A 26,851-nucleotide genomic window follows, 5' to 3' on the forward strand; every position below is an offset into this window, starting at 1 on the left:
GGTCAGCCGAAGGTGTAGCTCTGCGCGCTGGGGCCCTCGTAGGTGTCGAGGAGCTCCAGCCCGGCCTCGGCGGTGTCGCTGACCTTGGAGACGAAGACGGTCCGGGTCGGGGACTCGCCCACCTGCGTGTAGTCCAGCCCGTCCGGGAACACGCCGTCGGTGTCGACGTCCGAGGCGTTCCCCAGCGCGGCGACCACGCCCTCGGGGGTCAGGTCGCCGGCCTCGCAGGCGTCCTCGAGCGCGGTCCTCAGCAGCTGGGCCTGCCCGTAGGCGAGGGGGACCTCCCAGCCGAGGGCACCGTCGGGGTCGGCCTCGGTGTACAGGGCGTTCGCCTCCTGCACGCCGGGCGCGTCGCTGGCGTAGGGGGCGACGCTGGTGATGCTGTACGTGTTGGCCAGCAGCGCCTCGGCGGCGGGGGTGTCCAGCAGCGCCGGGTTGAAGGTCGGGTTCATCCCGATGACCGGCACGTCGGCGCCCTGGGAGGAGAGGACGCCGACCAGCGACGCCAGCTGTGCGGGTGCCGCGCCGAGGACGACGGCCTGCACGCCCTCCTGCACCAGCGCCGAGGCCTGCGCGGAGAGGTCGGTCACCGCGGGGGTGATCTCCTGCGGGACGATCGTGAGCCCCCGCTCCGCGGCGGCGTGCTCGGCGCCGGCCAGGGCGTCGCTGCCGTAGTCCCCGACGAAGTACACGACACCGACGGAGTCGCCCTCGGAGAGCCCGAGCTCGTCGACCAGGTAGTCGATGGCGTTGGCGCCCTGGATGCTGTAGCTGGCGCCGGGGAGCTGGTTGTTCTCGTACTGCAGCGCGGTGCTGGCCCAGCCCACCCCGCCCACGTACACGCTCTCCTGCTGCGCGAGCGGGAGGACGGCGGCGCTGGTCGGTCCACCGAGGACCTGCTGCAGGGCGACGATGTCGGAGGACATGCTGCGGTAGAGCGAGACGGCCTTCTGCGGGTCGTAGGCGTGGTCCTGGACCTGCATCTCGACGTCGCGGTCGCAGATCCCGCCGTCGGCGTTGACCTGGTCCCAGTAGGCCTGGAACTCGGTGACCTGCACGGCGGCACCGGCGGCGAAGGGCCCGGAGAGGTCGGTGAGGACGCCGACGGTGATGGCGGAGTCGGTGACGCCGTTGCCGGTCTCGACGTCTCCGGAACCCCCGCCGCCGGCGGCCTCCGGCTCCGTGGTGGAGCAGGCGGTGACCGCGAACACGCAGGCTGCGGCCGCGACCAGGGCGGGGCGGGTCTTCCTCATCGAGCGGTCTCCTTGGACTCGGAGGTGCGGTCCCCGGCCTCGTGGCCGGGGGCGATCGGGGTGGTGGGGCGGGGGGTGTCGTCGGGGGCGCCGGACGCCGCACGGCGTCCGGTGAGCCGGCGGGACGCGCCGGCGAGTCCCCCGCGCAGGAAGACCAGGACGGCGATGATGGCCAGCCCGTAGAGCAGGCGGGACGTCGTCGCGGGGTCCAGCCCACCGGAGCCCGGCGCGGCCATGAAGGGCAGCGCGTCGCTGTACTGGGTCAGCACGAGCGGGAGTGCGGTGACGAAGAGCGCGCCGACCATGGCGCCGCCCACCGAGCCCAGGCCACCGATCACGATCATCACCAGGAAGTCGACGGACACGGTGAGCGTGAAGACGTCGGGCGCCAGGCGGCCGTACGCGAGAGCGAGCAGGGCACCGGCGAGCCCGGCGTACCCCGAGGACACGACGAACGCCGCGGCCTTGTACCGGGCGACACCGATCCCCATGGCCGCGGCGGCGGTCTCGCTGTCGCGGAGGTTGGCCCACGCACGGCCGGTCCGGCTCGACCGCAGGTTGGCCGCCAGCCAGCAGGCCAGCAGGGTGAGGACCAGGAACAGGTACCAGAGCCGGTGCAGGCCCTCGAGCTCCACACCGGCGACGGCGAGGTAGTCCGGGTCGCGGTTGCTGAAGCTGAAGCCGCCGAGCGTGAACGGCTCCACCGAGCGGCCGTTGAACCCCCCGGTCCAGGGATCCAGGTTCAGCAGCAGGTGCCGGACCAGGAACACCAGGCCGAGGGTGGCCAGGCCGAGGTAGATGCCCCGCAGCCGGCTGGCGACCGGGGAGAACACGAAGCCGACCAGGGCGGCCACCGCGACGGCGAGCACGAGCCCGACGACGGCGGGCAGGCCGGCCCCCGCGAGCGTCGGCTCGGACTCCGACGTCGCCCAGACGTAGACGTAGGCACCGATGGCGGCGAACGCGGCGTGGCCCAGGGACAGCTGCCCGGCCACCCCGACCAGCAGGGTGAGCCCGACGGCACCGATCATCGTGGCCATCACGAACAGGCCGAGCTGGAGCCAGAAGTCCTCGAGCACCAGCGGCAGGGCGACGGCCACCAGGAGGAGGACGAGCCCGGCGATCCGGCGGGGCAGCTCAGACACGGACGGCCTCCTTGCTGCCGAGCAGACCCTGGGGCCGCACGAGCAGGACGACGATCATCACGAGGTAGGGCACGACCTCGCCGAAGCCGCCGCCGAGGACGTGTAGCTCGCTCTCGTAGCCGACGGTCAGCGCGGTGACCAGGCCGATGACCAGGCCGCCGAGCACCGCCCCGGGCACCGAGTCGAAGCCCCCGAGCACCCAGGCCGGGATGGCGAGGAAGGCCGACAGAGCCACCGGCGGTGCCACCCCGGGTGACGGGAACGAGGTCAGGAAGACCCCGGCGAGGGCGGCGAGCACCCCGGCCAGCGCCCACCCCGTGGCGCCCGTGCGGGAGAGCCGGATGCCCATCAGCGACGCCGTCGGCCCGTCAGCGGCGGCGGCGCGCATCCCGATCCCCAGGCGGGTGCGGGCGAACAGGAACCAGAGCCCGGCGAACACCACCACCGCGACCCCCGCGGCCAGCACCCGGCCGGCGGGCAGGGCGATGCCGCCGAAGCGGACCACGTCGGCACCCCAGGGCGCGCCGAGCGGCAGCACCCGGTTGCCGATCCGGCGGGTCAACTCGGTGAGCAGCAGGATGTCGACCCCGAGCATGAGGATCGCCGCGGTGCCGGGGTTGGGGTCGGCGAGGTTGCGCACGAGCAGGGCGTTGACCAGGACGCCGACCACCGCGGCGCCCACGACGCCGACGAGCACGGCGGCCCAGAACCCGATGGTCGGGTGCGTGACCGCGACGAGGTAGGCACCCAGCAGGACGACCGAGCCGTGCGCGAAGTTGAGCACCCCGGTGGAGGTGAACACGATCGCGAAGCCGGCCGCGATCAGGCTCAGCACCAGCCCGAACGAGAGGCCGTTGAGGACCTGGGTCAGGAAGTAACTCATACGGCTGCCGCTCCCAGGTAGGCCCGGAGCACCTCGGGGTCCTGCTGGACCTCCGCCGGGGTGCCCTCGGCGATCTTCTTGCCGAAGTCGAGGACGGTGACCTGCTCGGCCAGGCCCATGACGAAGGGCATGTCGTGCTCAACGAGCAGGATCGACAGGCCGAGGTCACGGCGGACCTGCCGGATGGTCTCGGCCATCTCCTGCGACTCCCCGTGGGTCATGCCGGCGACCGGTTCGTCGAGCAGGAGCAGCGACGGCCGGGCGGCGAGGGCACGTCCCATCTCGACGCGCTTGCGGTTGCCGTAGGACAGGCCGTGCACGGGGGTCCGCAGCAGCGGCGTCAGGCCGAGCAGCTCGGCGATGTCGCGGACGGTCTCCCGGTGCTGCCGCTCCTCGCGTCGCGCCCGCGGCGTCCGCACCGCGCCGGTCAGCACGCCGGAGCGCATCAGCCGGTGCCGGCCCACGAGCAGGTTGTCCTCGACGGTGTCCTCGAGCGCGAGGGAGATGTTCTGGAAGGTCCGCGCGACGCCCAGCCCGGCGGTCCGGTGCGCCGGCAGGTCGGTGAGCACGTCGTCGCCGTAGGTCACCCGCCCCTCGGTGGCCCGGTAGGCCCCGCCCAGCACGTTGATGCAGGTGGACTTCCCGGCCCCGTTGGGCCCGATGAGCGCGTGCACCGTGCCGGGCTCGACGGCGAAGGACACGTCGGACAGCGCGGCGATGCCGCCGAAGCGCACGGTCAGGTGCTCCACGGAGAGCCGCTTCGGCGCCTCGGCGGTGGGGATGGCGGGCTCGCTCACCACGACGTCGGCGGCCCGGACCGGGACCGCCACCCCGAGGTAGCGCTCGCGCACGTCGTCGCTGGCCGCCAGCTCGTCGGCGCTGCCCGAGGCGGTCACGCGGCCGACCTCGAGGACGTAGGCCCGGTCGGCGACGCGGAGCCCCATGACGGCGTTCTGCTCGATCAGCAGCACCGCCGTCCCCTGGGCGTTGATCTGCGAGACGATCTCGCCGATCTGGTCGACCAGGAGCGGGGCCAGGCCGAGGGACGGCTCGTCGAGGAGCAGCAGCTCCGGTGAGGTCATCAGCGCCCGGCCCATCGCCAGCATCTGCTGCTGCCCGCCGGAGAGCAGCCCGCCGAGCTGGGACCGTCGCTCCGCCAGGACCGGGAAGAGGTCGAAGACCCGGTCGCGCGCCTCGGTGCGGCTCTTCGCGTCCCGGACGGTGAAGCCACCCGCCTGCAGGTTCTCCTCGACGGTCAGGTCGCGGAACACCCGCCGACCCTCCGGCACCTGCACGAGCCCCCGCCGGACCACCGCGGAGGCGTCCATCCCCGCGAGGTCCACGCCCTGGTAGCGGATGGTGCCGCCGGTGACCGCGCCCCCGTAGGACCCCAGCGCCCGGGAGATCGCCCGCAGCAGGGAGGACTTCCCGGCACCGTTCGACCCCAGGACGGCGACGACCTGTCCCGGCGCGACCTCCAGGGACACGTCCTCGAGCGCCTGGACGGCGCCGTCGTAGGACACGTCGAGGTGTTCCACGCTCAGCAGCGGTTGTGACATCGGCGTCCTCGTGGCTCGGCCGGTCGACCCGACGGGGGTGGAGGTGCTGCAGGTCACGGGAAAGCTAGAGCCGTAGTAGACGCACGTCAAGCAAGTGTCTAACTTCAGCAGGCGGAGGACGGGCTGTGCTCTGATCGACGACCGCGACCGAGGAGGCACATGAGCGCGCTGGAGGCCGTGGACGGCGCTCCGGGACCGGCGCGGGAGCCGGCGGCCGCGCACCGGCCGCAGTCGCTGCTGCTGAGCTTCTTCGGCGCCCTGGTCCTCGACGCCGGGCTCCCCCCGCTGCCCTCGATGACCCTGCTGGACCTGCTGGCCGACCTCGGGGTCGCCGAGGCGGCGGGCCGGGCCACCCTCAAGCGGATGACCCAGCGCGGGCTGCTGTCCCGCGGGCAGGTCGGCCGGACGGCGGAGTACGCCCTCACGCCGCTGGCCGAGGACGTGCTGCGCGAGGCCACCGGCCGGGTCTCCTCCCCCGCTCCCTTCGAGCACCCCGAGGGCGAGTGGACACTGCTCAGCTACTCGGTCCCCGAGAGCCGGCGCGACCTGCGCCACCGCGTGCGCGCCCGGCTCACCTGGGCCGGCTTCGGCGGGCTGCGCGACGGGCTGTGGATCGCTCCCGGCACGGTCGACGTCGCCGCTGTCCTGGGCCGGTCCGACCTCGCCGAGGTCGCCGGCCTGGCGGACGCCTTCGCCGCACGCGTGCTGCCGGGCACCGACGTCGACCGCCTGGTGCGCCGGGCGTGGGAGGTGCCGGCCGTGCGCGAGGCCCACCTGCGGTTCATCGAGACGTGGAGCCGTCCACCGGCGGTCGCCGGCTCGCTCGCCCAGCTCACCCTGCTCGGCGCCGACTGGCTCGCGCTCCTGCGGACCGACCCCGGCCTGCCGGCCGCGCAGCTGGGCGCGGACTGGCCGGCCGCGACCAGCAGTGCGGTCTACCGGCGCGTGTTCGACGGCCTCGCGCCGGCCGCCCGGGCGGCACTGGAGCGCAGTCTGCGCGCCGCCGGTCGCGTTCCCTAGGCCGCGCTCCCCGGCCGCGGCTCGCTCAGCCGCTCGCCGTCCAGATCCGGGTCAGCATGTCGCGCAGCCGGTCGCGCTCCGCCCGGCCCAGCAGGCCCAGCGGGGCCTCGACGGCGGCATCGGCGTCCCGGCCGGCCGCCTCGCGGACCCGGCGCCCCTCCCGCGTCGGCACGACCAGGCGGGTCCGCCGGTCGCCCTCCGGGGCCTGCCGCTCGACCAGCCCGGCGGCGGCCAGCTCGTCGACGAGCAGCACCACCTGGGACGGGTCCAGCCCCAGCACCGCGGCCACCTCGCGCTGGCTGATGCCGTCGGCGGTCTCGCAGGCCAGCACCAGGACCGAGTACTGGCGCACCCGCAGCCCGTGCGCCGCGAGGGCCGCGTTGGTGGCCCGGACGACCTGCCCGCTGGCGCGCGAGAGCAGGAAGCCGAGGTCGTCGGCCAGGGGCTGGACCATGAAGACCTCCATCGTTGACAACCTCCACGATACCGACCTACGTTGCCCGCACCACCCCCGTCCCGAAGAGGAGCCCCCGTGGACCTGACCGGCAAGGTCGCCATCGTCACGGGCAGCGGCCGGGGCCTCGGCCTCGCCTACGCCAGCGAACTCGCCCGCTCGGGCGCCTCCGTCGTCGTCAACGACGTCGACCCGGAGGTCGCCGAGGCCGCGGTGCGGACGATCACCGACGCCGGTGGCAGCGCCGTGGCCGAGGTGGTCCCGGTGGGCACCAGCGAGGCCGCGCAGGCCCTGGTGGACCGGGCCGTGGCGGAGTTCGGGCGGCTGGACGTGCTGGTGAACAACGCCGGCATCCTCCGCGACAGCACGCTGTGGAAGATGACCGACGACCAGTTCGACGCCGTCGTCACCACGCACCTGCGCGGCACCTTCACCTGCACGCGCGCCGCGGCCGTCCGGCTCCGCGAGCAGGGCCAGGGCGGCCGGGTCATCTGCGTCGGCTCCCCCACCGGCCAGGTCGGCAACTTCGGGCAGACCAACTACGCCGCCGCCAAGGCCGGCATCGTCGGCATGGTGCGCACCTGGGCGATGGAGCTCGCCCGCGCGGAGATCACGGTCAACGCCGTCGTGCCCGTCGCCGCCACCGGCATGACCGAGACGGTGCCCTTCCTCAAGCCCTACGTCGACGCGCTGCAGGCCGGCGAGCCGCTGCCGCCCTACGCCCGCCGGGAGCTGGCCTTCGGCCCCCCGGAGGACGCCGCCGGCCTGGTGGCCTTCCTCGCCTCCGACGCCGCGGCGGGCATCACCGGCCAGGCGATCGGCATCGGCGGGGACCGCCTCGCCCTGTGGACGCACCCGAGCGAGGCCGTGGTCGAGTTCGCCGACGGCACGGGCTGGTCGGCCGACGCCATCGCCGAGGTGTGGCCCTCGACCTTCGCCGGCGCGCAGCAGACCGTCGGCCAGCAGTTCCCGGAGCCCCCGAAGTGACGCTCCGCCTGGACCTCGACGCCCTGGTCGCGATCGACGTGCACACCCACGTGCACGCCGACACGCACGGCCACATGGCGCTGGACGAGGAGCTGTCCGCCGCGGCGTCGAAGTACTTCAAGGGCGACCCGTACGACCCGACGGTGCCCGACATCGCCGCGGACTACCGGGCGAAGAACATGGCCGCCGTGGTGTTCAGCGTCGACACCGAGATGGCCACCGGTCAGCCGGCGCTGTCCAACGAGGAGATCGCCGACCTCGCCGCCGAGCACCCGGACGTGCTCATCCCCTTCGGCTCGGTCGACCCCGCCCGCGGCGTGTCGGGCATCCGGCTGGCCCGCAAGCTCGTGGAGCAGCACGGGGTCCGCGGGTTCAAGTTCCACCCGTCGATCCAGGCCTTCGAGCCCAACGACCGCTCGGTCTACCCGCTCTACGAGGAGCTGCAGAGCCTCGGCGTCCCGGCGCTGTTCCACACCGGCCAGACCGGCATCGGCGCGGGCCTCCCGGGCGGGCGCGGCATCAAGCTGCGGTACTCCGACCCCATGCTGCTCGACGACGTCGCCGCCGACTTCCCCGGCCTGACGATCATCATGGCGCACCCCTCGGTGCCCTGGCAGGACGCCGCCATCTCCGTGGCCACCCACAAGGCCAACGTCTACATCGACCTGTCCGGCTGGTCCCCCAAGTACTTCCCGCCGCAGCTGGTCAAGGCGGCCAACGGGCTGCTGAAGAGGAAGGTGCTCTTCGGCTCCGACTACCCGCTGCTGCGGCCCGAGCGGTGGATCGCCGACTTCGAGCAGCTGGACATCAAGCCCGAGGTCAGGCCGCTCATCATGAAGGAGAACGCGATCCGGGCGTTGAACCTCGACCCGACCGGCCCACGATGAGGAACGCGGGCCTGGGCTCGTGGCCCGAGCGCCGGCTGCGCATCTCCCCGCACAAGCCGGCGATCTGGTTCGAGGGGACGACGACCACCCACGGCGAGTTCGCGCACCGGGTCCGCCGGGCGGCCGCGGCGCTGGACGCCCTCGGTGTCCGGCGCGGGGACCGGGTCGCGTGGTTCGGTGCCAACCACCCCGCCGCGCTGGAGGTCCTCTACGCGTGCGGGCAGCTCGGCGCCGTGTGGGTGCCGGTCAACGCCCGGTTCACCGTCCCCGAGGCGCGGTACGTGCTCGAGCACTCCGGCGCCACCGTCGTCGTCCACGGGCGGGAGCACGGGACGACGGCGGACGCGCTGCGGGCCGCGGTGCCCGCCGTCCGGCACTGGGCGGCCGCCGAGACCCCGCTCGAGGGCGGCGCGGACTCCCTCGACTGGCAGCAGCTGCTGGCCGACGCCGAGCCGGTGCTCCGCGACGAGACGGTTACCCTCGACGACCCCTGCCTGATCATGTACACCTCCGGCACCACCGGCCGGCCCAAGGGCGCCACGCTGACCCACGGGAACATGACCTGGTCGTGCATCAACCAGGTCCTCGGGTTCGACTTCACCCCGGACGAGCGCACGCTGGGCCTGGCGCCGCTGTTCCACATCGGCGGGCTCAACGGCACGCTCAACCCCACGCTGCTGCGGGGCGGGTGCGTCGTCCTGGTCCGCGGCTTCGACCCGCCGGCGACGCTCCGGGTCGTCGTCGAGCAGCGGGTGACGTCGTTCTTCGCGGTCCCGACCATGCTCGACGCCCTCAGCCGGCAGCCGGACTTCGACAACGTCGACCTGTCCGCGCTGCGCACGATCGGCGCCGCCGGGGCACCGCTCCCCCTCCCCCTGCTGCGCACCTGGCTGGACCGCGGCGTCACGGTGCAGCAGGCCTACGGCATGACGGAGTCGGCACCGGCCGGCACGGCGCTCGACAGCGCGGACGCGGTGGCCAAGGTCGGCTCGGCGGGCAAGTCGCAGTTCTTCGTCGACGTCCGGGTGGTCCGCCCCGACGGGACCGAGTGCGCGCCCGGCGAGATCGGCGAGGTGGTGCTGTCCGGGCCGAACATCATGGCCGGCTACTGGAACGCCCCCGAGGCGACCGCGGCCGCCATCGTCGACGGCTGGTACCACTCCGGGGACGCCGGCTCGACCGACGAGGACGGCTACCTCTACATCCGCGACCGCTACAAGGACATGATCATCTCCGGCGGGGAGAACGTGTACCCCGCCGAGGTCGAGTCGGCCCTCCTCGAGCTGCCCGACGTCCTCGAGGCCGCCGTCATCGGTGTGCCGGACCAGACGTGGGGCGAGGTCGGCCTGGCCGTCGTCGTCCCCGCGCCCGGGTCGGCCGAGGACCCCGAGGCGATCCGCACCGCCCTCCGCCAGCGCCTGGCCGGCTTCAAGGTGCCGCGCCACGTCGAGTTCGTCCCCGAGCTGCCCAAGACCGCCACCGGGAAGATCCGCAAGCCCGACCTGCGCGACCGCTACGCCACCACCGAGGAGCACTCCGCATGAGCACCACGACCACCACCCTCGCCGAGCTGCCCGCCCTGAAGGGCACCGAGCTCGGCACCAGCGACTGGGTAGAGGTGACCCAGGAGCGGGTGAACCTGTTCGCCGACGCCACCGGGGACCACCAGTGGATCCACGTCGACGTCGAGCGGGCCAAGGCCGAGAGCCCCTTCGGCGGCCCCATCGGGCACGGGTACCTGACGCTGTCCCTGCTCATCCCGATGTGGTCGGAGGTGCTCGTCGTCACCGACATGACGATGGGCGTGAACTACGGGCTCAACAAGGTCCGCTTCCCCGCCCCCGTGCCGGTCGGCGCCAAGCTGCGCCTCACCGCCACGCTCAAGGACGTCGAGGAGATCCCCGGCGGACTGCAGATCACCGCCACCGCCGTCATCGAGGCCGAGGGCGGCAGCAAGCCGGTCTGCATCGCCGAGCCGGTCTACCGCTTCTACGGCTGACCGACGTCCCGACGACGTCGTCGGGACGTCGTCGGGCGGGCCGTCAGCGGCCGACCCGCCGCTTGGCGCGTGCTTGGACCGCCTCCGGTCACCGTGGCCCCAACCCCGGACCGAGGAGGACCCGATGACCGCACCCGCCGCAGGGACCGGCGACGCCCGCACCGTCCTGGTCGTCGGGGCCGGACCGGTGGGCCTGACCGCGGTCTGCGAGCTGGTCCGCCAGGGCGCCCGCGTGCGGCTGGTCGACGCGCTGCCCGAGCCCACCGACCAGTCGCGCGCCGTCGTCGTCCACCCGCGCACCCAGGAGCACCTGGCCGCCATGGGCGTCCTCGACCGGCTCGAGGCACGGGCGCTCGCGATCACCGCGCTGGAGCTGCGGGCCGGGCGGGAGGCCACGCTGCGGGTGCACGCGACCACCGCCGAGGTGGACTCGCGCTTCCCCCGCATCCTCGACCTGGCCCAACCGGAGACCGAGGCGTTCCTGACCGCCCTGGCCGGCGAGCTCGGGATCACCGTGGAGCGCGGCACGTCCCTCGACGGCCTCGACCAGGACGACGACGGTGTCACCGTCACGCTGACCTCCCCCACCGGGACCACGCGGCACCGCTACGGCTGGGTGGTGGGCACCGACGGCGGCCACAGCCGGGTGCGGGCCGCCGTCGGCACCCGCCTCGAGGGCGTGTTCTCCGGCCGGCACTTCCTCTTCGCCGACGTCGCCGCGGAGGGCGCGCCGTCGGCCGACACCATCCGCATGTACCTGCACCCCGACGGCATCGGCGGCGCGTTCCCCATGCCGGGCGGGCGTCTCCGGCTGCTGTTCCTCGTCGGCGCCCCGGCACCCGGCGCCCGGCCGACGCTCGAGCAGACGCAGCGGCTCGTCGCCGAGCGGATGGGCGGGGCGTGGCGGCTGGACGATCCGCGGTGGCTCACCTACTTCGAGGTGCACCACGGGCAGGTCCCGCAGTACCGCTCCGGCCGGGTGCTGCTCGCCGGGGACGCCGCGCACGTCCACAGCCCGGCCGCCGGGCAGGGCATGAACACCGGCGTGCAGGACGCGGTGAACCTGGCCTGGAAGCTGGCCCTGGTGAGCACCGGCCGGGCCGCACCGGAGCTGCTGGACACCTACCAGGCCGAGCGGCACCCGGTCGGCGCCCGGGTGGTGCGGCTGACCAGCACCCTGACGGACGTGATGAGCGCGGACGGGACGCTCGCGCACCTGCGCGACCTCGCGCTCTCGGTCCTGGGGCACGTGCCGGCGGCGGGTGAGCAACTGGTGTCGGCCATGACCGAGACGACCATCGCCTACCGCGGCAGCCCCGCCGTCACCGGCCTCGCCGGCGGGCGGCGGCACGCCTCCCCCGGCGACCACGCACCCGACGTGCCCGGCCTGATCACCGCCGACGGCGCGCAGGCGTGGATCGGGGACCTGCTCCGCCGTCCCGGGTTCCTGCTGCTCACGACCACCGGCGACCCCGCGGTGCTCGACCGGCTGCGGAGCGCCCTCGGCGCCCTCGGCTCGGTCGTGCCCGTGGTCGCCACCGCCGCCGGCGCACCCGCGGACGCCCTCGTCGACCCCGCCGGGGCGGTCGCGCACCGCTACGGCACCGGTGCGGCGGGGCTCGCCCTCATCCGGCCCGACGGCTACGTCGGCTACCTGTCGGCCGGCAGCGACGACCGGGCCGTCACCGAGTACCTGACCGACCTCCTGCACGTGCAGCCGCAGCCCGCCTGACCGGGCGCCCCGCCCGTTGGAGCCGGGTTGGAGGCGGGCTCGCCACAGTCCCGGTCGCGACACCGGCCCGCACCTGGGAGGACGACCGATGACCCGGCATGCGCGCATCCACCCCGCCGACGAGGAGCTCGGCGGACAGCCGGCCCGGACGCCGCCGACGGCCGTGGTCGCCGGCGAGCACCGCCGGCACGTGGCGACCCGGTGAGCGCGCCGGAGACGCCCGGCGGGACGGGCGCGGCGGCCGACCAGCGCGCGCACCGGCTGCGCAAGCTCGCGGCGCTGCACGAGCGCCGGGCGCTCCCCTACCGCTACCCCACCGACGCCACCGCCGCCGGCCTGCACGACCGGTACGCCGGCCTGGCGCCGGACCAGCGGGCGGCCGACCGGGTGCGGGTCGCCGGCCGGCTCGAGCTGGTGCGCCGCCAGGGCCACCTGACCTTCGCCACGCTGCGCGACCGCACCGGCACGGTGCAGCTGTTCGTCGACAGCTCGGTGCTCGGCGCCGACCGGCACGCCGAGTTCGACGACGTCGACCGCGGCGACTGGCTGGGCGCCGAGGGCACCGTGATCACCACCCGGCGCGGTGAGCTGTCGGTGTGCGTGGCGGACTTCGCCGTCCTCGGCAAGGCGCTGCTCCCGCCGCCGGACCCCCACCGGGGGCTGCCCGACGTCGAGACCCGCTACCGGCAGCGCTACACCGACCTGGAGGTCAACGAGCGGACCCGCGAGGTCTTCCGGATCCGGCACACCGCCGTGCGCGCCATCCGCCGGCACCTGGAGGACCGCGGCTTCACCGAGGTCGAGGGGCCGGTGCTGCAGAGCATCCAGGGCGGCGCCAGCGCGCGCCCGTTCGTCACCCACCACAACGCGCTCGACCTGGACCTCTACCTGCGCATCGCGCTGGAGCTGCACCTCAAGCGGCTGATCGTCGGCGGCATGGAGCGGGTCTTCGAGATCGGCCGGGTGTTCCGCAACGAGGGCATCGACACCCGCCACAACCCCGAGTTCACGATGCTCGAGGCGTACCAGGCCTTCGCCGACTACGGCGACATGATGGACCTGGTCGAGGACACGGTCACCGCCGCCGCCCGGGCCGCGCTCGGCGAGGACCTCGTCGTCCACCACGGCGGCCACGACATCGACCTGGGCGCCGCGCCGTGGCCCCGCCGGCGCTTCGCCGACATGATCACCGACGTCACCGGCGCGGTCATGCACCCGGCGATGCCGGTCGAGGAGGCCCGCGCCGTGCTCGACCGGCTCGGCCTCCCCTACGAGGCGGGCTGGGGCCCCGGCCGGCTGATGAAGGAGGTCTACGACGAGCGCGTGCAGCACGACGTCGTCGGGCCGGTCTTCTGCGTCGACTACCCGCGCGAGGTCTCCCCGCTGGCCCGCACCCACCGCGACGACCCCGCCTACGTCGAGCGCTTCGAGCTGATCGTCGCCGGCTTCGAGCTGTGCAACGCCTACTCCGAGCAGAACGACGCCGTCGAGCAGCTGGCCGCCTTCGAGGCCGAGGCGCGCGCCAAGGAGCACGGGGACCCCGAGGCCGGCGACGTCGACCTGGACTACGTGCGGGCGCTCGAACGCGGCATGCCCTGCACCGGCGGCCTCGGCGTCGGCATCGACCGGCTGGTGATGCTGCTGGCCGGCGTCGACTCCATCCGCGAGGTCATCCTCTTCCCGACCCTGCGGCCGGAGTCCGGACCACCACCCGGGGGCGGCCCCGGCGGCGCGCCGCGGCCACTGGTCACCCCCACGCCGGTCCCGGCCGACGGCGGCCCGGTGACCGCGCTGCCCGACCTCGCCCCGTCGGCGCACCCGGTGCCCGCGCCGCCGCCCCGCGCGCAGGTGCGCCCGCGCACCGTCGCGCTGCTGTCGGCGCTGACCGCGCTGTGCGGCGTCCTGCAGCTCGCCGTCCGCCTGCCGGTGGTGCACGACCGGATCGGCGGCGGGACGGTGGACGTCGACCCGCTGTGGGTGCCCGTCGCGGGCTCGGTGGCCTCCGTCGTGGTCGGCCTGCTGCTCCTCCTGCTCGCCCGGCAGCTCGCCCGGCGCAAGCACCGCGCGTGGCAGCTGGTCGTCGCGCTGTTCGCGGTCGGGGCGGTCGCGCACGCGGTCAAGGGGCCGCACCCGGTCGCGGTGGCGCTGTGCATCGCGATGGTCGTCGCGCTGGTGGGTGCCCGCTCGGCGTTCCGCGCGCCCGGCGACCCGCCGTCGCTGCTGCGGCTGCTGCACGTCCTGCCGCTGTACCTCGGCGGGGTCCTGCTGTTCGGCCTGACCACGCTGTGGGCCGAGCGCGCCCGCGTCGACCCGGCCCTCACCCCCGGCGGCGCGCTGGAGACGGTGCTCGGCGGGCTGGTCGGCCTCGACGGGCCCTACACCTACCGCTCGGCGTTCCTCGCCCGGTTCCTCCCCGACGCGCTCCTCGCCCTCGGCGTCGCCGGGCTCGTCGTCCTCGGTGTCCTGCTGTTGCGGCCGCTGGCCGCCCGCCGGCCGCACACCGGGGAGGACTGGGCGCACGCCTCGCGCCTGGTGCACACCTACGGCTGGGACACGCTGGCCTACTTCTCGCTGCGCGACGACAAGAGCTTCTTCTTCTCCAGCGACGGCGAGGCGTTCCTCGCCTACACCTACCTGGGCGGGTACGCGCTGGTGTCCGGGGACCCCGTGGGCGCCCGGGACTCCGTGGTGCGGGTCCTCGACGAGTTCCTCGCCCTGTGCGACGAGCGCGCGTGGACGCCGGCGCTGCTCGCCGTCCGCGAGGCGAGCATGCCGCTGTACGCCTCGCGCGGGTTCACCTCGGTCTACCTCGGCGACGAGGCGGTCATCGACTGCCGGAAGCCGCTGCTCGAGGGCGCCGGGCACAAGAGCCTGCGCGCGGCCGTGCGGCGGGTGGGCCGCACCCACCGGTTCCGGCTGCTCGCCGAGGCCGACGCGCCGCCGGCGCTGGTCGACCAGCTCAACGCGATCAGCGCCCGCTGGCGCGGGAAGGCACCGGAGCGCGGGTTCACCATGACGCTGTCGCAGGACGTGCGCGGCGCGGGTGCCGACCCGCAGTTCCTGCTCTGCGTGGCCCTCGACGAGCGCGGCGTGCCCGGCGGCTTCCTGCGGCTGGTGCCGGCCTACGGCCCGTCCTTCGGCTACACGCTGGACCTGATGCGGCACGACCCGGGCGCCCCGAACGGGATGACCGAGTTCCTCATCGCGCAGACCGCCGCCGCCCTGGGCGCCCGCGGCGTGGCCCGGCTGTCGATGAACTTCGCCGTGTGGGGCCGGCTGTTCGCCGACGACGTCGAGTTCACCCCGGCGCAGCGCGCGGCCCGCTGGGCGGTCGGCGTGCTCAACCCGTTCTTCCAGATCCGCTCGCTGCGCGACTTCAACGAGCGGTTCCACCCCGAGTGGCTCCCGCGCGTCCTCGCCGTCCGCCGGCGCGCGGACCTCCCGCGGGTGGGCCTGCGCTACGCCGGCGCCGAGGGCTTCCTCACCGTCCCGGGCCTCGGGTCGCTGCTCGTGCCCCGCGCCGTCGGCGGCGTGCCGGCGCCGCCCGACCCACCGGGCCGGGCGGCGGCGTGAGGCGGGCGGGCACGGTCCTCGGGACGGGAGTCGTGCTCGCGGCCCTGCTCGGCGCCCTCGCGGTCGTCTCCTGGGCCGCCCGGGACCGGGCGCCGTTCGGGCCGGGCTCCCTCGCCGCGGTCGAGCGGGCGGTGACCGCGGCGGGGCTGCGGGTCTGCGCCACCGCCGACGTGGCCCACGACCTGCCCGGCGGCAGCCTCGGCGGCCGCGCCTACGAGGTGGCCGCGACCTGCCCGGGGGCAGCGGTGACCGTCGTCGTCGACCGGTTCGCCTCCCCCGGTGCCCGGGACGCCGCCGCCCGGCGCTTCGAGTCGCTGACCCGCCCGCGCGGCAGCGGGGCCGTGCTCACCGTGGCCGACGCGACGGTGCTGCTGCCCGGCACCGGGGACGAGGACACGCGACGGCGGCTGCGCGCGGCGCTGGTGGGCGAGGGCGCCCGGTGAGCCGGCCCGCACGCCCCGCCCGGCTCGGCGTGCTGGCGCTGGCGATGGTCAACGTCGCCTCGATCGTCAGCGCCCGGAACCTGCCGGTCATGGCCGAGTACGGCTGGTCGATGCTGCTGCTGTTCGCGCTGTCGATCGCGGTGTTCCTGGTCCCCGTCTCGATGGCGGCCGCCGAGCTGGGCACCGCGTTCCCGCGCGACGGCGGCGTCTACGCCTGGGTGCGGGAGGCCTTCGGCGGGCGCACCGGGTTCCTCGCCGTGTGGTGCGACTACGCCGAGAACGTCGCCTGGTTCCCCACCGTGCTGTCGTTCATCGCCGCCTCCTCGGCCTACGTCGTGGACCCGTCGCTGGCCGACGACCGGGCCTACCTCGTCGTCGTCATGCTGATCGTCTTCTGGGGCACGACCGCCGCCGCGCTGCGGGGCGTGCGCACGTCCGCGGTGATCGGCGCGGTGGGCACGGTCGCGGGCTCGATCGTCCCGGCGCTGCTGGTCGTCGTCCTCGGGGCGGCCTTCCTGCTGCGCGGCGACCCCTCGCAGATCCCCTTCTCCGCCGGTGCCCTGGTGCCCGACGTCTCGCTGGGCAACATGGCGTTCCTCGGCGGGGTCATCCTGCTGTTCACCGGCATGGAGATGGCCGGCTTCCACGCGCGGGAGACCCGCGACCCCGGCCGCACCGTCCCCCGGGCGATCGCCCTCGCCGTCGCGGTGACGGTGGTGTTCTCGGTGCTCGGCTCGCTGTTCATGGCCTTCGTGCTGCCGAGGCACGAGATCAGCCTGGTGTCCGGGACCATGGAGCTGTTCGCCAGCGTGCTCGACACGCTCTCGGTGGGCTGGCTGCTGCCGCCGCTGGCGGTGCTCGTCGTCCTCGGCGGCGTCGCCCACCTCACGCCGTGGGTGCTGGGACCGGCGAAGGGCGTCGCCGTGGTCGCCCGCGAGGGGCTGGCGCCGGGGCGGTTCGGGCGGACCAACCGCAACGACGTCCCGGTGGCGCTGCTGGTCGTGCAGGGCGGAGCCGGCACGGTCTTCGCGCTGCTGTTCGTCGTGGTGCCGAGCGTGAGCACGTCGTACTGGATGCTCTCCGCGGTCACCGCGCAGGTGGTGGTGGCGATGTACGCGCTGGTGTTCGCCAGCGTCATCCGGTTGCGGCACACCCGTCCCGACGTGCCCCGGCCCTACCGGATCCCCGGCGGGCTGCCCGGGGTGTGGCTCGTCGGCGGCGTCGGGCTGCTGGGCTGCCTGGCCTCCTTCCTGCTCGGCTTCGTGCCGCCGAGCCAGCTGGCCACCGGCAGCACCGTCGGCTACGTCGCCCTGCTGGCGCTGGCGACCGTGGTGCTGTCCCTGCCGCCGTTCGTGTTCGCGCTGCTGGCCCGGCGCCGGGCCCCGGCGCCGGTCGGCTGAGCCCTACGGGACCGCCCCGGAGGATGCGGCGGACCGGGCGAGCGCCACCGTGGCCGCGACCATGGCCGCGACCAGCAGGGCCACCAGCAGCCACTCCGTCCCGCCGGCGCGCAGGCGCTCGCCGAGCACGGTGACGCCGAGCGCCGCGCCGACCACCGGCTCGCCCACCGTCGCCGCGGGGAGGGAGGCGCCGAGCGGGCCGGCCTGGAACGCGGCCTGCTGGACGAACGTCCCGCCGAGCAGCGCCGCGGCCAGCAGCCAGGTGCTCCACGAGGTGAGCACCGCGGCCACGCCCTCGTCGAGCAGGTCCACCACCCCCTTGGTGAGCGCCGCGGCCAGGCCGTAGGCCAGGCCCGTGGTGAGCGCGAGCAGGACCGCGCGCGGCGTGCCCCGCCGCAGCGCGGCGCCGAGCAGGCACGCGCCGCCGACCGCGCCCAGCACCGCCCACGCCGGCAGCCAGGTCCGCCAGCCGGCCGCGTCGTCCCCGGCCGTGGGCTCCCCGGTGATGACGAACGCGGCCAGGGCCACGACGAGGACCGCGGCCCACGACCAGTCGGCGCGGCTCAGCGGCCGCCCGGCCCACCGGGCACCCAGCGGCAGCGCGAAAAGCACGGTCGTCACCAGCAGCGGCTGCACGAGCAGCAGCGACCCCACGGCCAGGGCGGCGGCCTGCGCCGCGTAGCCGCCGGTGTCGGCGAGGGTCCCGACCCACCAGCGCGGCGAGCGGGCCAGGGCGAGGGCCAGGCGGAGGCTCCCCCCGGCTCCCTCCGGCACGGCGGCCGCAGAACGCTGCTGCACCGCCGACGCCAGCGCGAACAGGGCCGCCGCCAGCAGCGCCAGCGCGGCCGCGACCCCCGCGGCCGCGCTCACCCGCCGGTCGCCGGGCCTCCCGCGGCCGGTACCGGCGCCGCCACGGCGGGCCGCCGGTCCAGCGCGACGACCAGCGCCGGGAACAGCAGCACGGTCAGCACGCCCGCGCCGACCAGCGCGGCGGCGTTCTCCGGCAGCATCGTGCGGCTGCGCACGCCGATCTCGGCCAGCGCCACCAGCACGGGCAGCGCCGTCGCACTCACCAGCGCGGTCTGCACCCGCTGCCGCGCCGGGAGCACGCGGCGGTAGACCAGCAGGGCGGGGCCGCCCCGGACCGCGAGCATGAGCACGAAGAACAGCAGCAGCCGCAGCGGGGCGTGGGCGATCGAGGCCAGGTCCAGCGCCATGCCGGAGGAGACGAAGAAGACGGGGACGAAGAAGCCGTACCCGACCGCGTCGAGCTTGGCCTCCAGCTGCGGCGCGGCGGTGCCGACCCACTGCCGCAGGACGACGCCGGCGAGGAAGGCGCCGAGCACCGCGTCGAGGTGGAACTGGTCGGTGAGCGCGATCAGCGCGACCAGCAGGAGCACCGTGGCCCGCAGGGTGATCTGCGCGGTCTCGTCCTGCCCCGCCCGGACCACGGCGGCCAGCCGCCCGCCGTCCCGGACGCCGCGGCGCAGCAGGCCGAGCACCACGGCCAGGACGGCGACCGCGCCCAGCGAGGCGAGCGCGGCCAGCCGGCCCTGGCTGCCCAGGAACACCGCGATGGCGAGCACGGGGAACAGCTCGCCGACGCCGCCGGTGGCCAGCAGGTAGCGCCCGAGCCGCCCGCCGAGCAGCCCCTTCTCCCGCAGGACGGGCAGCAGCGTGCCCAGCGCCGTGGTGGTCAGCCCGAGCGCCACCGGCAGGAAGGCCCGCACCACGCCGGTGGCGGCCAGGACGCCCACCACCCCCAGCGCCAGCCCCAGGGAGACCGACCACGCCAGCACCGCCCGCCGGCCGGCGTCCTCGCGGAAAAGGCGCGGGTCGAGCTCGTAGCCGGCCAGCAGGAAGACGAAGCCGAGCCCCACGTCGGCGAGCACCCGCACGTCCGCCGCGGCCCCGACGTCGAGGACGTGGGGGCCGAGCACCATCCCGCCGGCCAGCAGCAGCACCACCTGGGGCACCAGCAGGCGCGGGAACAGCCCGACGACGACGGCCGCCAGCAGCGAGACGGCCGCGACGGCGGCCAGGGTGTCGATCGACACGACGTCATCCACCCGGTCCTCCCCTCGCCCCGCGCGCTCGGCGATCCTCGCCGGTCCGCCACCGCGGCGGAAGGCACGCGTGCGCGTCCCCCACGGCGGCGGCGTGGACGGCACGATCGCGGAACGGCCGGAGGCGAGGAGGCTGCGTGGACCCGCAGCGTGTGGACCCGCAGCGTGTGGACCTGGTGGGGACGGACCTGGACCCGGGGCTGCTGCCGGTCCTGAGCGGGCGCCGCGAGCTGGTCGCCTGGCTGGTCCTCGGGTTCCTCGTCGCCTTCCTCGTCACCCGCTTCGTCACGCACGCCATCCGCACCGGCCGCGGGCCGTTCCGGGACGCCAGCGTCGGCGGGGTGCACGTGCACCACGAGGTCTACGGCATCTTCCTGCTGCTGGGCACCGGCACGGCCGAGTTCGCGTGGCGCCCGGACGGCGCCGGCGGTGCCCTGCTCGCCGTGTTGTTCGGCACCGGCGCGGCGCTGACCCTCGACGAGTTCGCGCTGTGGCTGCACCTCGAGGACGTGTACTGGTCGCGCGAGGGCCGCAGCTCGGTGGACGCGGTGCTGATCGCCCTCGTCGTCGGCGTCATGCTGCTCGTCGGCGCCAACCCCTTCGACGCCGACGACGCCCGGGGCGAGGGCGTGTTCGCGCTGACGCTGCTGGTCCACGTCGCCGCCGCCCTCGTCGCCGTCCTCAAGGGCCGGGTGGTCCTCGGCGTCGTGGGCGTGTTCGTGCCGTTCGTGGCCCTCGTCGGCGCGGTGCGGCTGGCCCGGCCGGCGTCCCCGTGGGCGCGGTGGCGCTATCCCGAGGGCAGCGCGCACCGCGCCCGGTCGCTGCGCCGGTTCCCGCCGGGTCGCCGCAACCGCTGGGACGCCCTGGTCGACCTGTTCGCCGCCGTCCCGCCGCCGGCTCCCGCGACCGCCCGGTGAGCGGGCGCCCGGTCAGCGCCCCGGCAGGCGGACCGACTGGGCGTGGTGGAACTGGTCGGTGGGGTCCCACCGGCCCTTGACCTCCTGCAGGCGGCCGTAGTTCGGCCCGAAGTACAGGGTGGGCCAGTCCCGCAGGTCGACGTCGGGGTAGTTGACGTAGCAGCCGTCGGTGACGTCGTCGCGCACCGGCTCCCCGCCGGTGGCGGCGTACACCGAGGCGTAGCAGCGGCGGATCCAGTCGAGGTGCACCTCGTCCTCGGCGGGGTCGGTCCAGTAGGTCTGGTACTGCAGCTTCATGATCGACGACCGCTGCGACACGGCCGTGTCGCCGCCGGCGACGGCGTTCACCTGCCCGCCGTAGGTGTCGACCTGCACCAGCGCCTGCGGGTTGCTGTAGGAGGGGTCGGTCAGGGCGGCGTGCAGGGCGGCGACGTGCGCCTCGGGGAACGGCCGGCGCAGGTAGGCCGACTTGTACTTGCCCCGCTGGTTGGGGCCCGAGCCGTTGAGCGTCTGCGTCGCCTGCAGCCACGGCATCGTGCGCCGCGTGGTCGCCGGCAGCGCGGTCGCGGGCATGCCGGCGTCGAGCGCGGCGAGGAACCCGTCGAGCAGGGCGGGGTCCTCGCCGGATGCCTGGGTGACCAGCGTGACCGTGCCGGCCGAGACGTGGGAGAGCTTGAGCAGGCCGAACAGCCGGCGCCCGGGGCTGTCCGGCGCGCTGTTGGCGGCCAGCCACCCGCCGTAGTTGCCCAGCAGGGTGGCGAACGAGGCCGCGTCCAGGGCGCTCCACTGCCAGGTGGTCGTGGCCAGCTGGACGGTCGGCGGAGGCGCCGGCAGGTCGCGGAAGGTGTAGGCGACGACGACGCCGAAGGTGCCGCCCCCGCCGCCGGTGTGCGCCCAGAACAGGTCGCCGGTCTCCGGGTCGTCGGGACGCGCGGTCACCAGCCGCACGGAGCGGTCGGCGTCCACGACCACCACGTCGACGGCGGACAGGTGGTCGACGGTCAGCCCGTGCTCGCGCGACATGAGGCCGTAGCCGCCGCCGACGACGTGCCCGCCCAGGCCCACCGAGTAGCAGGACCCCGCGGGCAGCGTCACGCCCTGGCTCTTGTACAGCAGCTCGTAGACGTCCCAGTTGGTGCAGCCGCTCTCCAGGCGGGTGCCGCCGTCGTCGGTGCGGGTGACCGCCCGCATCCCCGAGACGTCGAGGACCACGCCGCCGGGGTTGTCGGTGACGAACCCCTCGTAGCAGTGGCCGCCCGCGCGGACGGTGACCCGCCGGCCGGCGGCGACAGCGACGCGGACCGCCTGCAGGCACTGGTCGGCGGTGGTCACCACGACCACCGCGGCGGGGGTGCCGGTGAACCGCTGGTTGAACCCCGTCACCAGCGCCGGGTAGCGCGGGTCGCCGGGGCCGACCTCGACGGCGGGGACCGGCCCGCTCCCCGCTCCCTGCGACGGCGCGGCCGCGGCCGGGAGCGCGCCGGTGACCGTCCCGACCGCGACACCGGCGGCCGCCGTCCCCGTCCCCGCGAGGAAGCCGCGCCGCGACAGCCGCCGGACCCCGCCGCCTCGTCCCCCGGTGTCCCCACTGGTCCCTCGCACGCTCGTCACGGCTCCCCCTGCGGTGGTCCCCGGGCCCGCCGGGCGGGCGGGCCGGTCCGAGGACCCTCCGGCCGGGCGCTCCAAGCACGCTCCAACCCGGCCGTGCGGCCGGGTCCGGACCCCTACCGGGACGGCGCCGGATGCGGTACGCAGTGGTCCGACGCTGGGGCGTCGTCGACGGTGGCCGCGTCGCGCACGCGGCTCCCCGAGGACGGGGCCGGTCCCGTCGTCGCGGGCACGGGGGTGGCACGCGAGGGGGTCAACGTGCACGGCGACGCTCCTGCCGACGTGCTGTCCTTCCGTGACCTCGGCCCGCTCGAGGTCGTCCGCGGCGGGGAGCCGGTCGCCCTCGGCGGCACCCGTCTGGCATCGGCGCTGTCCCTGCTGCTGGTCGACGCGGGCCGGCCGGTCAGCGTCGATGCGCTCACCGAGGCCGTGTGGGGTGCGGACTCCCCGGCCCGCTCGCCGTCGACGCTGGACTCGCACGTCTGGCGGCTGCGCAAGGCGCTCGAGCCCGACCGTCCGCCGGGCGCCCCCTCGGCGGTGCTGCTGCGCGAGCCCGGCGGCTACCGGCTGGTCGCCGACCCCACCACCATCGACTCGCGGCGGTTCTCCGGACTGGTCGGTGAGGCGCGGGCGCTGCTGGCCGCCGGGCGCCCGCAGGAGGCCGGCCGGGTCGCGGAGCAGGCCCTGGCGCTGTGGCGCGGGCGCCCCTACCCGACGGTGGCCGACGAGCCGTGGGCGACCGCCGCCGTCGCCCGGCTGGAGGAGCTGCGCGACCAGGTCCGCGAGCTCCTGGCCGAGGCGCTGCTGGCCGACGGCGCCCCCGAGCGGGCCCTGCTCGAGGTGGGTGCGGCCATGGCCGAGACACCGCTGCGCGAGCGGCTGTGGAGCCTGCGCATGCTCGCCCAGCACCGCCTGGGCCGGCCCGAGGAGGCGCTGCGCAGCTACCGGCAGGTCCGCGCCGTGCTGCGCGACGAGCTCGGGCTGGAGCCGGGGCCGGAGCTGCGCGAGCTGCACGGCCGGATGCTCGCCGAGGACCCGACGCTGGCCGGCCCCCGGACGCCCGCCCGCGCGGGGCCCGCGGTCCCGTCCCCACGGCACGGGCCCCCGGCGCAGGCCGTCGCGCCGCCGCCGGCGCACCTCCCGCACCGCACCTCGTCCCTGGTGGGGCGCGGGCGGGAGCTGGCCGAGCTCACCGGTCTGGTGACGGGCTCGGGGCTGGTCAGCCTCGTCGGCGCGGCCGGGTGCGGGAAGACCCGCCTGGCCATCGAGGTGGCGCGCACGGTCGCCGGCCGGTTCCCCGACGGCGTGTGGTTCGTCGACCTCACCGCGGCCGGCGACGCCGCCACCGTCCTGTCCACCGTGGTGTCCGCGCTGGGCTTCGCCCCCACCGACACCGCCCGGCCCGCGGCGGCGCTGCGGGGCTCGCTGCACGGCCGGCGCGCGCTGCTGGTGCTCGACGGCTGCCAGCAGGTCCTCGACCCCGTGGCCGACCTGGTCGACGACTGGCTCTCCGGCGCCGGCGCGCCCACCGTGCTGGTCACCAGCCGCGAGCCGCTCGAGGTCGAGGGCGAGCGACTGCACCGGCTCGGGCCGCTGCCCCTGCCCCAGGGCGACGACGACGTGACCTCCTCCCCCGCGGTCGCGCTGCTGCTCGACCGGCTGGCCGCCGCCGGCGCCGACCGGGAGGACCTCGGCCTGCTCAGCGCGGTCGTGCGGATCGCCACCGCCGTCGACGGCGTGCCGCTGGCCCTGGAGCTCGCCGCGGCACGGGCGCGTGCCTTCAGCCTCGACGAGATCGCCCACCAGGTCACCGCCGACCCCAGCTCGCTGGCGCGGACCGGGCGCGGCAGCGACCACCACCGCACCGTCCGCGTCGCCGTCGAGCAGAGCTACGCGCTGCTGCCCGACGACGAGGCGGAACTGCACCGCGCCGCCTCGGTCCTGCCGGGCCCGTTCACCGTGGTGGCCGCCGGCGCCGTCCTCGGCGGTCCCGGGGCGGGGTCGCGGCCGGACACGGTCACCGCCGACCTCGTCGCCCGCCTGGTGCACCGCTCGCTGCTGGTCCCGCTCGGGCCGGCGCGGCCGGGCGGCCCCTCGCGGTTCGCCCAGCTCGCGACGGTGCGCGGGCACGCCGCGCACGCGGCCGGCCCGGACACCGCCGCGCTGCGCCGCCGGCGGGACGGGTGGGCCACCGCGCTGACCCTGGCCGGGCCACCGCGGGGCCGCGGGGCGCGGAGCGCGCGGTTCGACGCCCTCGACGACGACCTCCCCACCCTGCGCGCCACGCTGCAGCACCTGCTCGTGGAGGCGCCCTCCGCCGAGGGCGTGCGGCTGGCCGGCCGGCTGGGCACGTTCTGGTGCTTCCGCAGCAGGACCGTCGAGGGCCGCACCTGGGCCGAGCGGGCGCTGGAGGTCGAGCACCTCGCCGACCCGGTGTCCGCGGCGCTCGTGCGGCTGACCCTCGCCCACCACCTCTCCTCCGGCGGCCAGGACGGCCTCGCCGTCGCCCACCTCGCCGTCGCCACCGACCTGCTGGAGGGCAGCCCGGACGCGCGGTCGCGCACCGTGGCCGAGGTCCAGACGCTGCTCGCCCACTCCCTGGTGGCGGCCGGTGCGCTCGAGCCGGCGCGGGCCCTGGCCGCCGCGGTGGCGACGGCGGCGCGGACCGCGGTCGGGGACGCCGACCTCGACCTGCTCGCGCAGACCTGCGCCGCCCTGGTCGACAGCGGCTCCGGCGTCCTGCCCGGTGGGCGGCTGACCGCTCTGCACCGGCGGGCGCTGGCGCTCGGGGACGAGCCCGTCGCGCTGGTGGTCGCCGGGATGGCCGTCGTCGGCGCCCTCCGCTCCGGCGACGCGCCGGCGGCCCTGTCCTGGTCGGACCGGATGATCGCCCACCGGCTGGTGCTCGGCACCCCCGACGGGCCGGTCGCCCTCGAGCTGCGGGCCGTCGCCACGGCGATGGCCGGCCGCCCGCGCGAGGCGGTCCGGCTGTTCTCCGCGGCCCGCACCCAGGCGGTGCGCACCGGGCTGCGCTGGCCGGCGTTCGAGGAGACCCCGGACGCCCTCCGCGCGGTCACCGCCGCACTCGACCCGGGCGCCGCGGAGCGGGCCCGCGCCGACGGCGCCCGGCTCACCCTGGCCGACGTCGTCGACCCGACCCGCACGGCGGCCGCGCCCGCCTGACCGCACGGTCCGGGAGCGCGGCGCTCCCCCCGAGGCCCGGTCACCGTTCCGGGACGGAGGGCCGACCTGCTGGTACCGCTCGCCGACCCGGCGGACACTGCACCGCGTCACGGACGGGGAACGACACCGAGGGAGCGTGATCCTGTGCTCATCACGACGATGAACGACGTACCGGGCCACCGCATCGAGGAGGTGTTCGGCGAGGTCTTCGGGTTGACCGTCCGCTCCCGTCACGCGGGCGCCCAGCTCGGCGCGGCGATGAAGTCGCTGACCGGAGGGGAGCTGAAGGGGCTCACCAAGAACCTGGAGGAGAGCCGGCAGGAGGCGCTCGAGCGACTGACCGCCGCCGCGGAGGCCAGGGGCGCCGACGCCGTGGTGGCGATGCGCTTCGACACGACGGAGATGGGCGGCACCTGGAGCGAGGTCTGCGCGTACGGCACCGCGTGCCGCCTGACCCGGCTCTGACCGGCCCGGTGCCGGGGCCCGCGGCCCCGGCACCGTCTCGTGCGGTCGCCTACTCGAAGACGACGGTCCGGTTGCCGTGGATGATGACGCGGTTCTCGGTGTGCCAGCGCACCGCGTGCGCCAGGGCGCGGGTCTCCGCCTCCCGGCCCCGGGCGGCGAGCTGCTCGGGACTGACCGAGTGGTCGACCCGCAGCATCTCCTGCTCGATGATGGGGCCCTCGTCGAGGTCCCCGGTGACGTAGTGGGCCGTCGCGCCGATGAACTTGACGCCGCGGGCGTGCGCCTGGTGGTAGGGCCGGGCGCCCTTGAAGCTCGGCAGCATCGAGTGGTGGATGTTGATCGCACGGCCCTCGAGCTGCTTGCACAGGTCGTCGGACAGGATCTGCATGTAGCGGGCCAGGACCACCAGGTCGACGCCCTCCGCCCGGACGATCTCGAGCAGGGCGGCCTCGGCCTCCGGCTTGGTCTCGCGGGTCACGGGGATGTGCCGGAAGGGGACCCCGTAGAAGTCCGCGATGCCCTGGAGCGTCGGGTGGTTGGAGACGATGCCGACGACGTCGAGGTTGAGCTCACCGACCGAGTTGCGGAACAGCAGGTCGTTGAGGCAGTGCGCGTACTGGCTGACCATGATGAGCACGCGCTGCCGCTCGGCGGCGTCGGCCAGGCGCCAGGACATCCCGAAGTGCTCCGCGGTCCCCTCGAAGGCGCGGCGCAGCGCGGGGAGGTCGAGGGGAGCGCCGTCGACGTGCGCGAACTCGACGCGCATGTAGAACATCCCGCTCGTCGGGCTGTCGAACTGGTGGCTCTCCACGATGGTGCACCGTTCCTGCACCAGCAGTCCCGACACCGCGTGCACGATGCCGGGCGCGTCCTGGCACGACAGCACCAGGACGCCGTGCTGAGCGTCGGCCGGTCGCGTCATCACGCCCTCCTCAGGGGATCCGTCCCGGGTGGCGGTCCGCCGACTCCGGGATGCTCCGACGCCTCCCCGGGGTTCCTGTGACCAGGGTCTCCGGAGGCGTCCTCGTGAACCTAGGGAGGGGCGAGGTGCGCCGGATGCCGCAGATGACCCCTCCCGGACGGCGTGTGCTGCCATCTCGACTGCGACAATCGACGTAGGCGGGCGCCGCTGCCCGCTCAGAGGGCGAAGAAGACCGTCTCGTGCTCGCCCTGCAGGCGGATGTCGAGGCGGTAGCCGTCATCGGTGGGCGTGGCCAGCAGCGTGGCCCGCTGGTCGTCGGTCAGCCCGCGCAGGACGACGTCCTCGGCGTTGGCGT

Annotated in this window: 21 protein-coding genes; 12 read left to right on the top strand and 9 right to left on the bottom strand. The window is 75.4% G+C overall.

Translation table 11 applies throughout. The features are described 5' to 3' along the window. Nucleotides 1-2: 2 nt before the first annotated feature. The 4 genes from LY71_RS22725 to LY71_RS24770 are packed head-to-tail and all read right to left on the bottom strand — an operon-like array spanning nucleotide 3 to nucleotide 4,840. Nucleotides 3-1,253: an ABC transporter substrate-binding protein gene (locus LY71_RS22725; protein WP_106282140.1), complete on the bottom strand. Its 1,251-nt coding sequence runs from the start codon at nucleotides 1,251-1,253 to the stop codon at nucleotides 3-5. Beyond that, nucleotides 1,250-2,398 (bottom strand): branched-chain amino acid ABC transporter permease, encoded by a 1,149-nt coding sequence (locus tag LY71_RS22730; RefSeq protein ID WP_106282142.1) that lies wholly within the window; start codon nucleotides 2,396-2,398, stop codon nucleotides 1,250-1,252. The genes LY71_RS22725 and LY71_RS22730 overlap by 4 nt, the downstream gene beginning before the upstream one ends. After that, on the bottom strand, nucleotides 2,391-3,281 hold the full coding sequence (locus tag LY71_RS22735) for a branched-chain amino acid ABC transporter permease (RefSeq protein ID WP_106282144.1): 891 nt from the start codon (nucleotides 3,279-3,281) through the stop codon (nucleotides 2,391-2,393). The genes LY71_RS22730 and LY71_RS22735 overlap by 8 nt, the downstream gene beginning before the upstream one ends. Further along, complete coding sequence (locus LY71_RS24770; RefSeq protein WP_106282146.1) at nucleotides 3,278-4,840, bottom strand: ATP-binding cassette domain-containing protein; 1,563 nt, start codon at nucleotides 4,838-4,840, stop codon at nucleotides 3,278-3,280. Before LY71_RS24770 ends, LY71_RS22735 begins: the two co-directional genes overlap by 4 nt. Nucleotides 4,841-4,999: 159 nt before the next feature. Here LY71_RS24770 and LY71_RS22745 point away from each other — a divergent pair, with 159 nt between their 5' ends. Beyond that, on the top strand, nucleotides 5,000-5,860 hold the full coding sequence (locus LY71_RS22745) for a PaaX family transcriptional regulator (RefSeq protein ID WP_106282148.1): 861 nt from the start codon (nucleotides 5,000-5,002) through the stop codon (nucleotides 5,858-5,860). Between the two features lie 25 nt (nucleotides 5,861-5,885). Here LY71_RS22745 and LY71_RS22750 read toward each other — a convergent pair whose 3' ends face one another. Continuing rightward, nucleotides 5,886-6,314 carry a MarR family winged helix-turn-helix transcriptional regulator gene (locus LY71_RS22750; RefSeq protein ID WP_211297495.1) on the bottom strand — a complete coding sequence of 143 codons (429 nt, stop codon included), beginning with the start codon at nucleotides 6,312-6,314 and terminating at the stop codon, nucleotides 5,886-5,888. Nucleotides 6,315-6,392: 78 nt separating this feature from the next. Here LY71_RS22750 and LY71_RS22755 point away from each other — a divergent pair, with 78 nt between their 5' ends. From LY71_RS22755 to LY71_RS22790, 8 genes are all read left to right on the top strand, one after another. Further along, a complete protein-coding gene (locus tag LY71_RS22755) occupies nucleotides 6,393-7,301 on the top strand; it encodes an SDR family NAD(P)-dependent oxidoreductase (protein ID WP_106282152.1) in 909 nt (302 codons plus the stop codon). Between the two features lie 8 nt (nucleotides 7,302-7,309). Continuing rightward, nucleotides 7,310-8,188, top strand: coding sequence for an amidohydrolase family protein (locus tag LY71_RS22760; protein ID WP_106282177.1), 879 nt, complete (start codon nucleotides 7,310-7,312; stop codon nucleotides 8,186-8,188). After that, complete coding sequence (locus LY71_RS22765) at nucleotides 8,185-9,732, top strand: acyl-CoA synthetase (protein WP_106282154.1); 1,548 nt, start codon at nucleotides 8,185-8,187, stop codon at nucleotides 9,730-9,732. The genes LY71_RS22760 and LY71_RS22765 overlap by 4 nt, the downstream gene beginning before the upstream one ends. Next, nucleotides 9,729-10,187, top strand: a complete 459-nt coding sequence (locus LY71_RS22770; RefSeq protein WP_106282156.1) for a MaoC family dehydratase — start codon at nucleotides 9,729-9,731, stop codon at nucleotides 10,185-10,187. Before LY71_RS22765 ends, LY71_RS22770 begins: the two co-directional genes overlap by 4 nt. A 124-nt stretch (nucleotides 10,188-10,311) precedes the next feature. Then, complete coding sequence (locus tag LY71_RS22775; protein WP_106282158.1) at nucleotides 10,312-11,919, top strand: FAD-dependent monooxygenase; 1,608 nt, start codon at nucleotides 10,312-10,314, stop codon at nucleotides 11,917-11,919. A gap of 201 nt (nucleotides 11,920-12,120) precedes the next feature. Further along, complete coding sequence (gene lysS, locus LY71_RS22780; protein WP_170121459.1) at nucleotides 12,121-15,492, top strand: lysine--tRNA ligase; 3,372 nt, start codon at nucleotides 12,121-12,123, stop codon at nucleotides 15,490-15,492. Between the two features lie 32 nt (nucleotides 15,493-15,524). Then, nucleotides 15,525-15,935 (top strand): hypothetical protein, encoded by a 411-nt coding sequence (locus LY71_RS22785; RefSeq protein WP_106282162.1) that lies wholly within the window; start codon nucleotides 15,525-15,527, stop codon nucleotides 15,933-15,935. Further along, nucleotides 15,932-17,335, top strand: coding sequence for an amino acid permease (locus LY71_RS22790; protein WP_106282163.1), 1,404 nt, complete (start codon nucleotides 15,932-15,934; stop codon nucleotides 17,333-17,335). Before LY71_RS22785 ends, LY71_RS22790 begins: the two co-directional genes overlap by 4 nt. 3 nt (nucleotides 17,336-17,338) lie before the next feature. Here LY71_RS22790 and LY71_RS22795 read toward each other — a convergent pair whose 3' ends face one another. Further along, complete coding sequence (locus LY71_RS22795; RefSeq protein WP_106282165.1) at nucleotides 17,339-18,205, bottom strand: DMT family transporter; 867 nt, start codon at nucleotides 18,203-18,205, stop codon at nucleotides 17,339-17,341. After that, complete coding sequence (locus LY71_RS22800) at nucleotides 18,202-19,392, bottom strand: cation:proton antiporter (RefSeq protein ID WP_245888249.1); 1,191 nt, start codon at nucleotides 19,390-19,392, stop codon at nucleotides 18,202-18,204. The genes LY71_RS22795 and LY71_RS22800 overlap by 4 nt, the downstream gene beginning before the upstream one ends. A 146-nt stretch (nucleotides 19,393-19,538) precedes the next feature. Between LY71_RS22800 and LY71_RS22805 the strand changes: the two genes are divergently transcribed. Beyond that, a complete protein-coding gene (locus tag LY71_RS22805) occupies nucleotides 19,539-20,318 on the top strand; it encodes a hypothetical protein (protein WP_245888250.1) in 780 nt (259 codons plus the stop codon). Nucleotides 20,319-20,330: 12 nt separating this feature from the next. On the opposite strand, the gene LY71_RS22810 is transcribed toward LY71_RS22805, so the two are convergent. Beyond that, a complete protein-coding gene (locus LY71_RS22810) occupies nucleotides 20,331-21,920 on the bottom strand; it encodes an FAD-binding oxidoreductase (protein WP_211297496.1) in 1,590 nt (529 codons plus the stop codon). A 243-nt stretch (nucleotides 21,921-22,163) separates the two neighbouring features. On the opposite strand from LY71_RS22810, the gene LY71_RS22815 reads away from it, so the two are divergent. Then, on the top strand, nucleotides 22,164-25,109 hold the full coding sequence (locus tag LY71_RS22815) for an AfsR/SARP family transcriptional regulator (protein WP_170121460.1): 2,946 nt from the start codon (nucleotides 22,164-22,166) through the stop codon (nucleotides 25,107-25,109). 144 nt (nucleotides 25,110-25,253) lie between these two features. Then, nucleotides 25,254-25,574 carry a YbjQ family protein gene (locus LY71_RS22820; RefSeq protein ID WP_245888251.1) on the top strand — a complete coding sequence of 107 codons (321 nt, stop codon included), beginning with the start codon at nucleotides 25,254-25,256 and terminating at the stop codon, nucleotides 25,572-25,574. A gap of 49 nt (nucleotides 25,575-25,623) precedes the next feature. Here the strand turns inward: LY71_RS22820 and purU are convergent, their stop codons facing one another. Continuing rightward, a complete protein-coding gene (purU, locus tag LY71_RS22825) occupies nucleotides 25,624-26,496 on the bottom strand; it encodes a formyltetrahydrofolate deformylase (RefSeq protein WP_106282171.1) in 873 nt (290 codons plus the stop codon). Nucleotides 26,497-26,851 lie beyond the last annotated feature (355 nt).

It is taken from the genome of Geodermatophilus tzadiensis, assembly GCF_003002915.1.
Taxonomy (GTDB): Bacteria; Actinomycetota; Actinomycetes; order Mycobacteriales; family Geodermatophilaceae; genus Geodermatophilus; species Geodermatophilus tzadiensis.

Coding starts and splice junctions, on each gene's coding strand:
- purU (WP_106282171.1), bottom strand. CDS start 26,496: ATGACGCGACCGGCCGACGCTCAGCACGGCGTCCTGGTGCTGTCGTGC.
- LY71_RS22775 (WP_106282158.1), top strand. CDS start 10,312: ATGACCGCACCCGCCGCAGGGACCGGCGACGCCCGCACCGTCCTGGTC.
- LY71_RS22750 (WP_211297495.1), bottom strand. CDS start 6,314: ATGGTCCAGCCCCTGGCCGACGACCTCGGCTTCCTGCTCTCGCGCGCC.
- LY71_RS24770 (WP_106282146.1), bottom strand. CDS start 4,840: ATGTCACAACCGCTGCTGAGCGTGGAACACCTCGACGTGTCCTACGAC.
- LY71_RS22745 (WP_106282148.1), top strand. CDS start 5,000: ATGAGCGCGCTGGAGGCCGTGGACGGCGCTCCGGGACCGGCGCGGGAG.
- LY71_RS22765 (WP_106282154.1), top strand. CDS start 8,185: ATGAGGAACGCGGGCCTGGGCTCGTGGCCCGAGCGCCGGCTGCGCATC.
- LY71_RS22725 (WP_106282140.1), bottom strand. CDS start 1,253: ATGAGGAAGACCCGCCCCGCCCTGGTCGCGGCCGCAGCCTGCGTGTTC.
- LY71_RS22735 (WP_106282144.1), bottom strand. CDS start 3,281: ATGAGTTACTTCCTGACCCAGGTCCTCAACGGCCTCTCGTTCGGGCTG.
- LY71_RS22770 (WP_106282156.1), top strand. CDS start 9,729: ATGAGCACCACGACCACCACCCTCGCCGAGCTGCCCGCCCTGAAGGGC.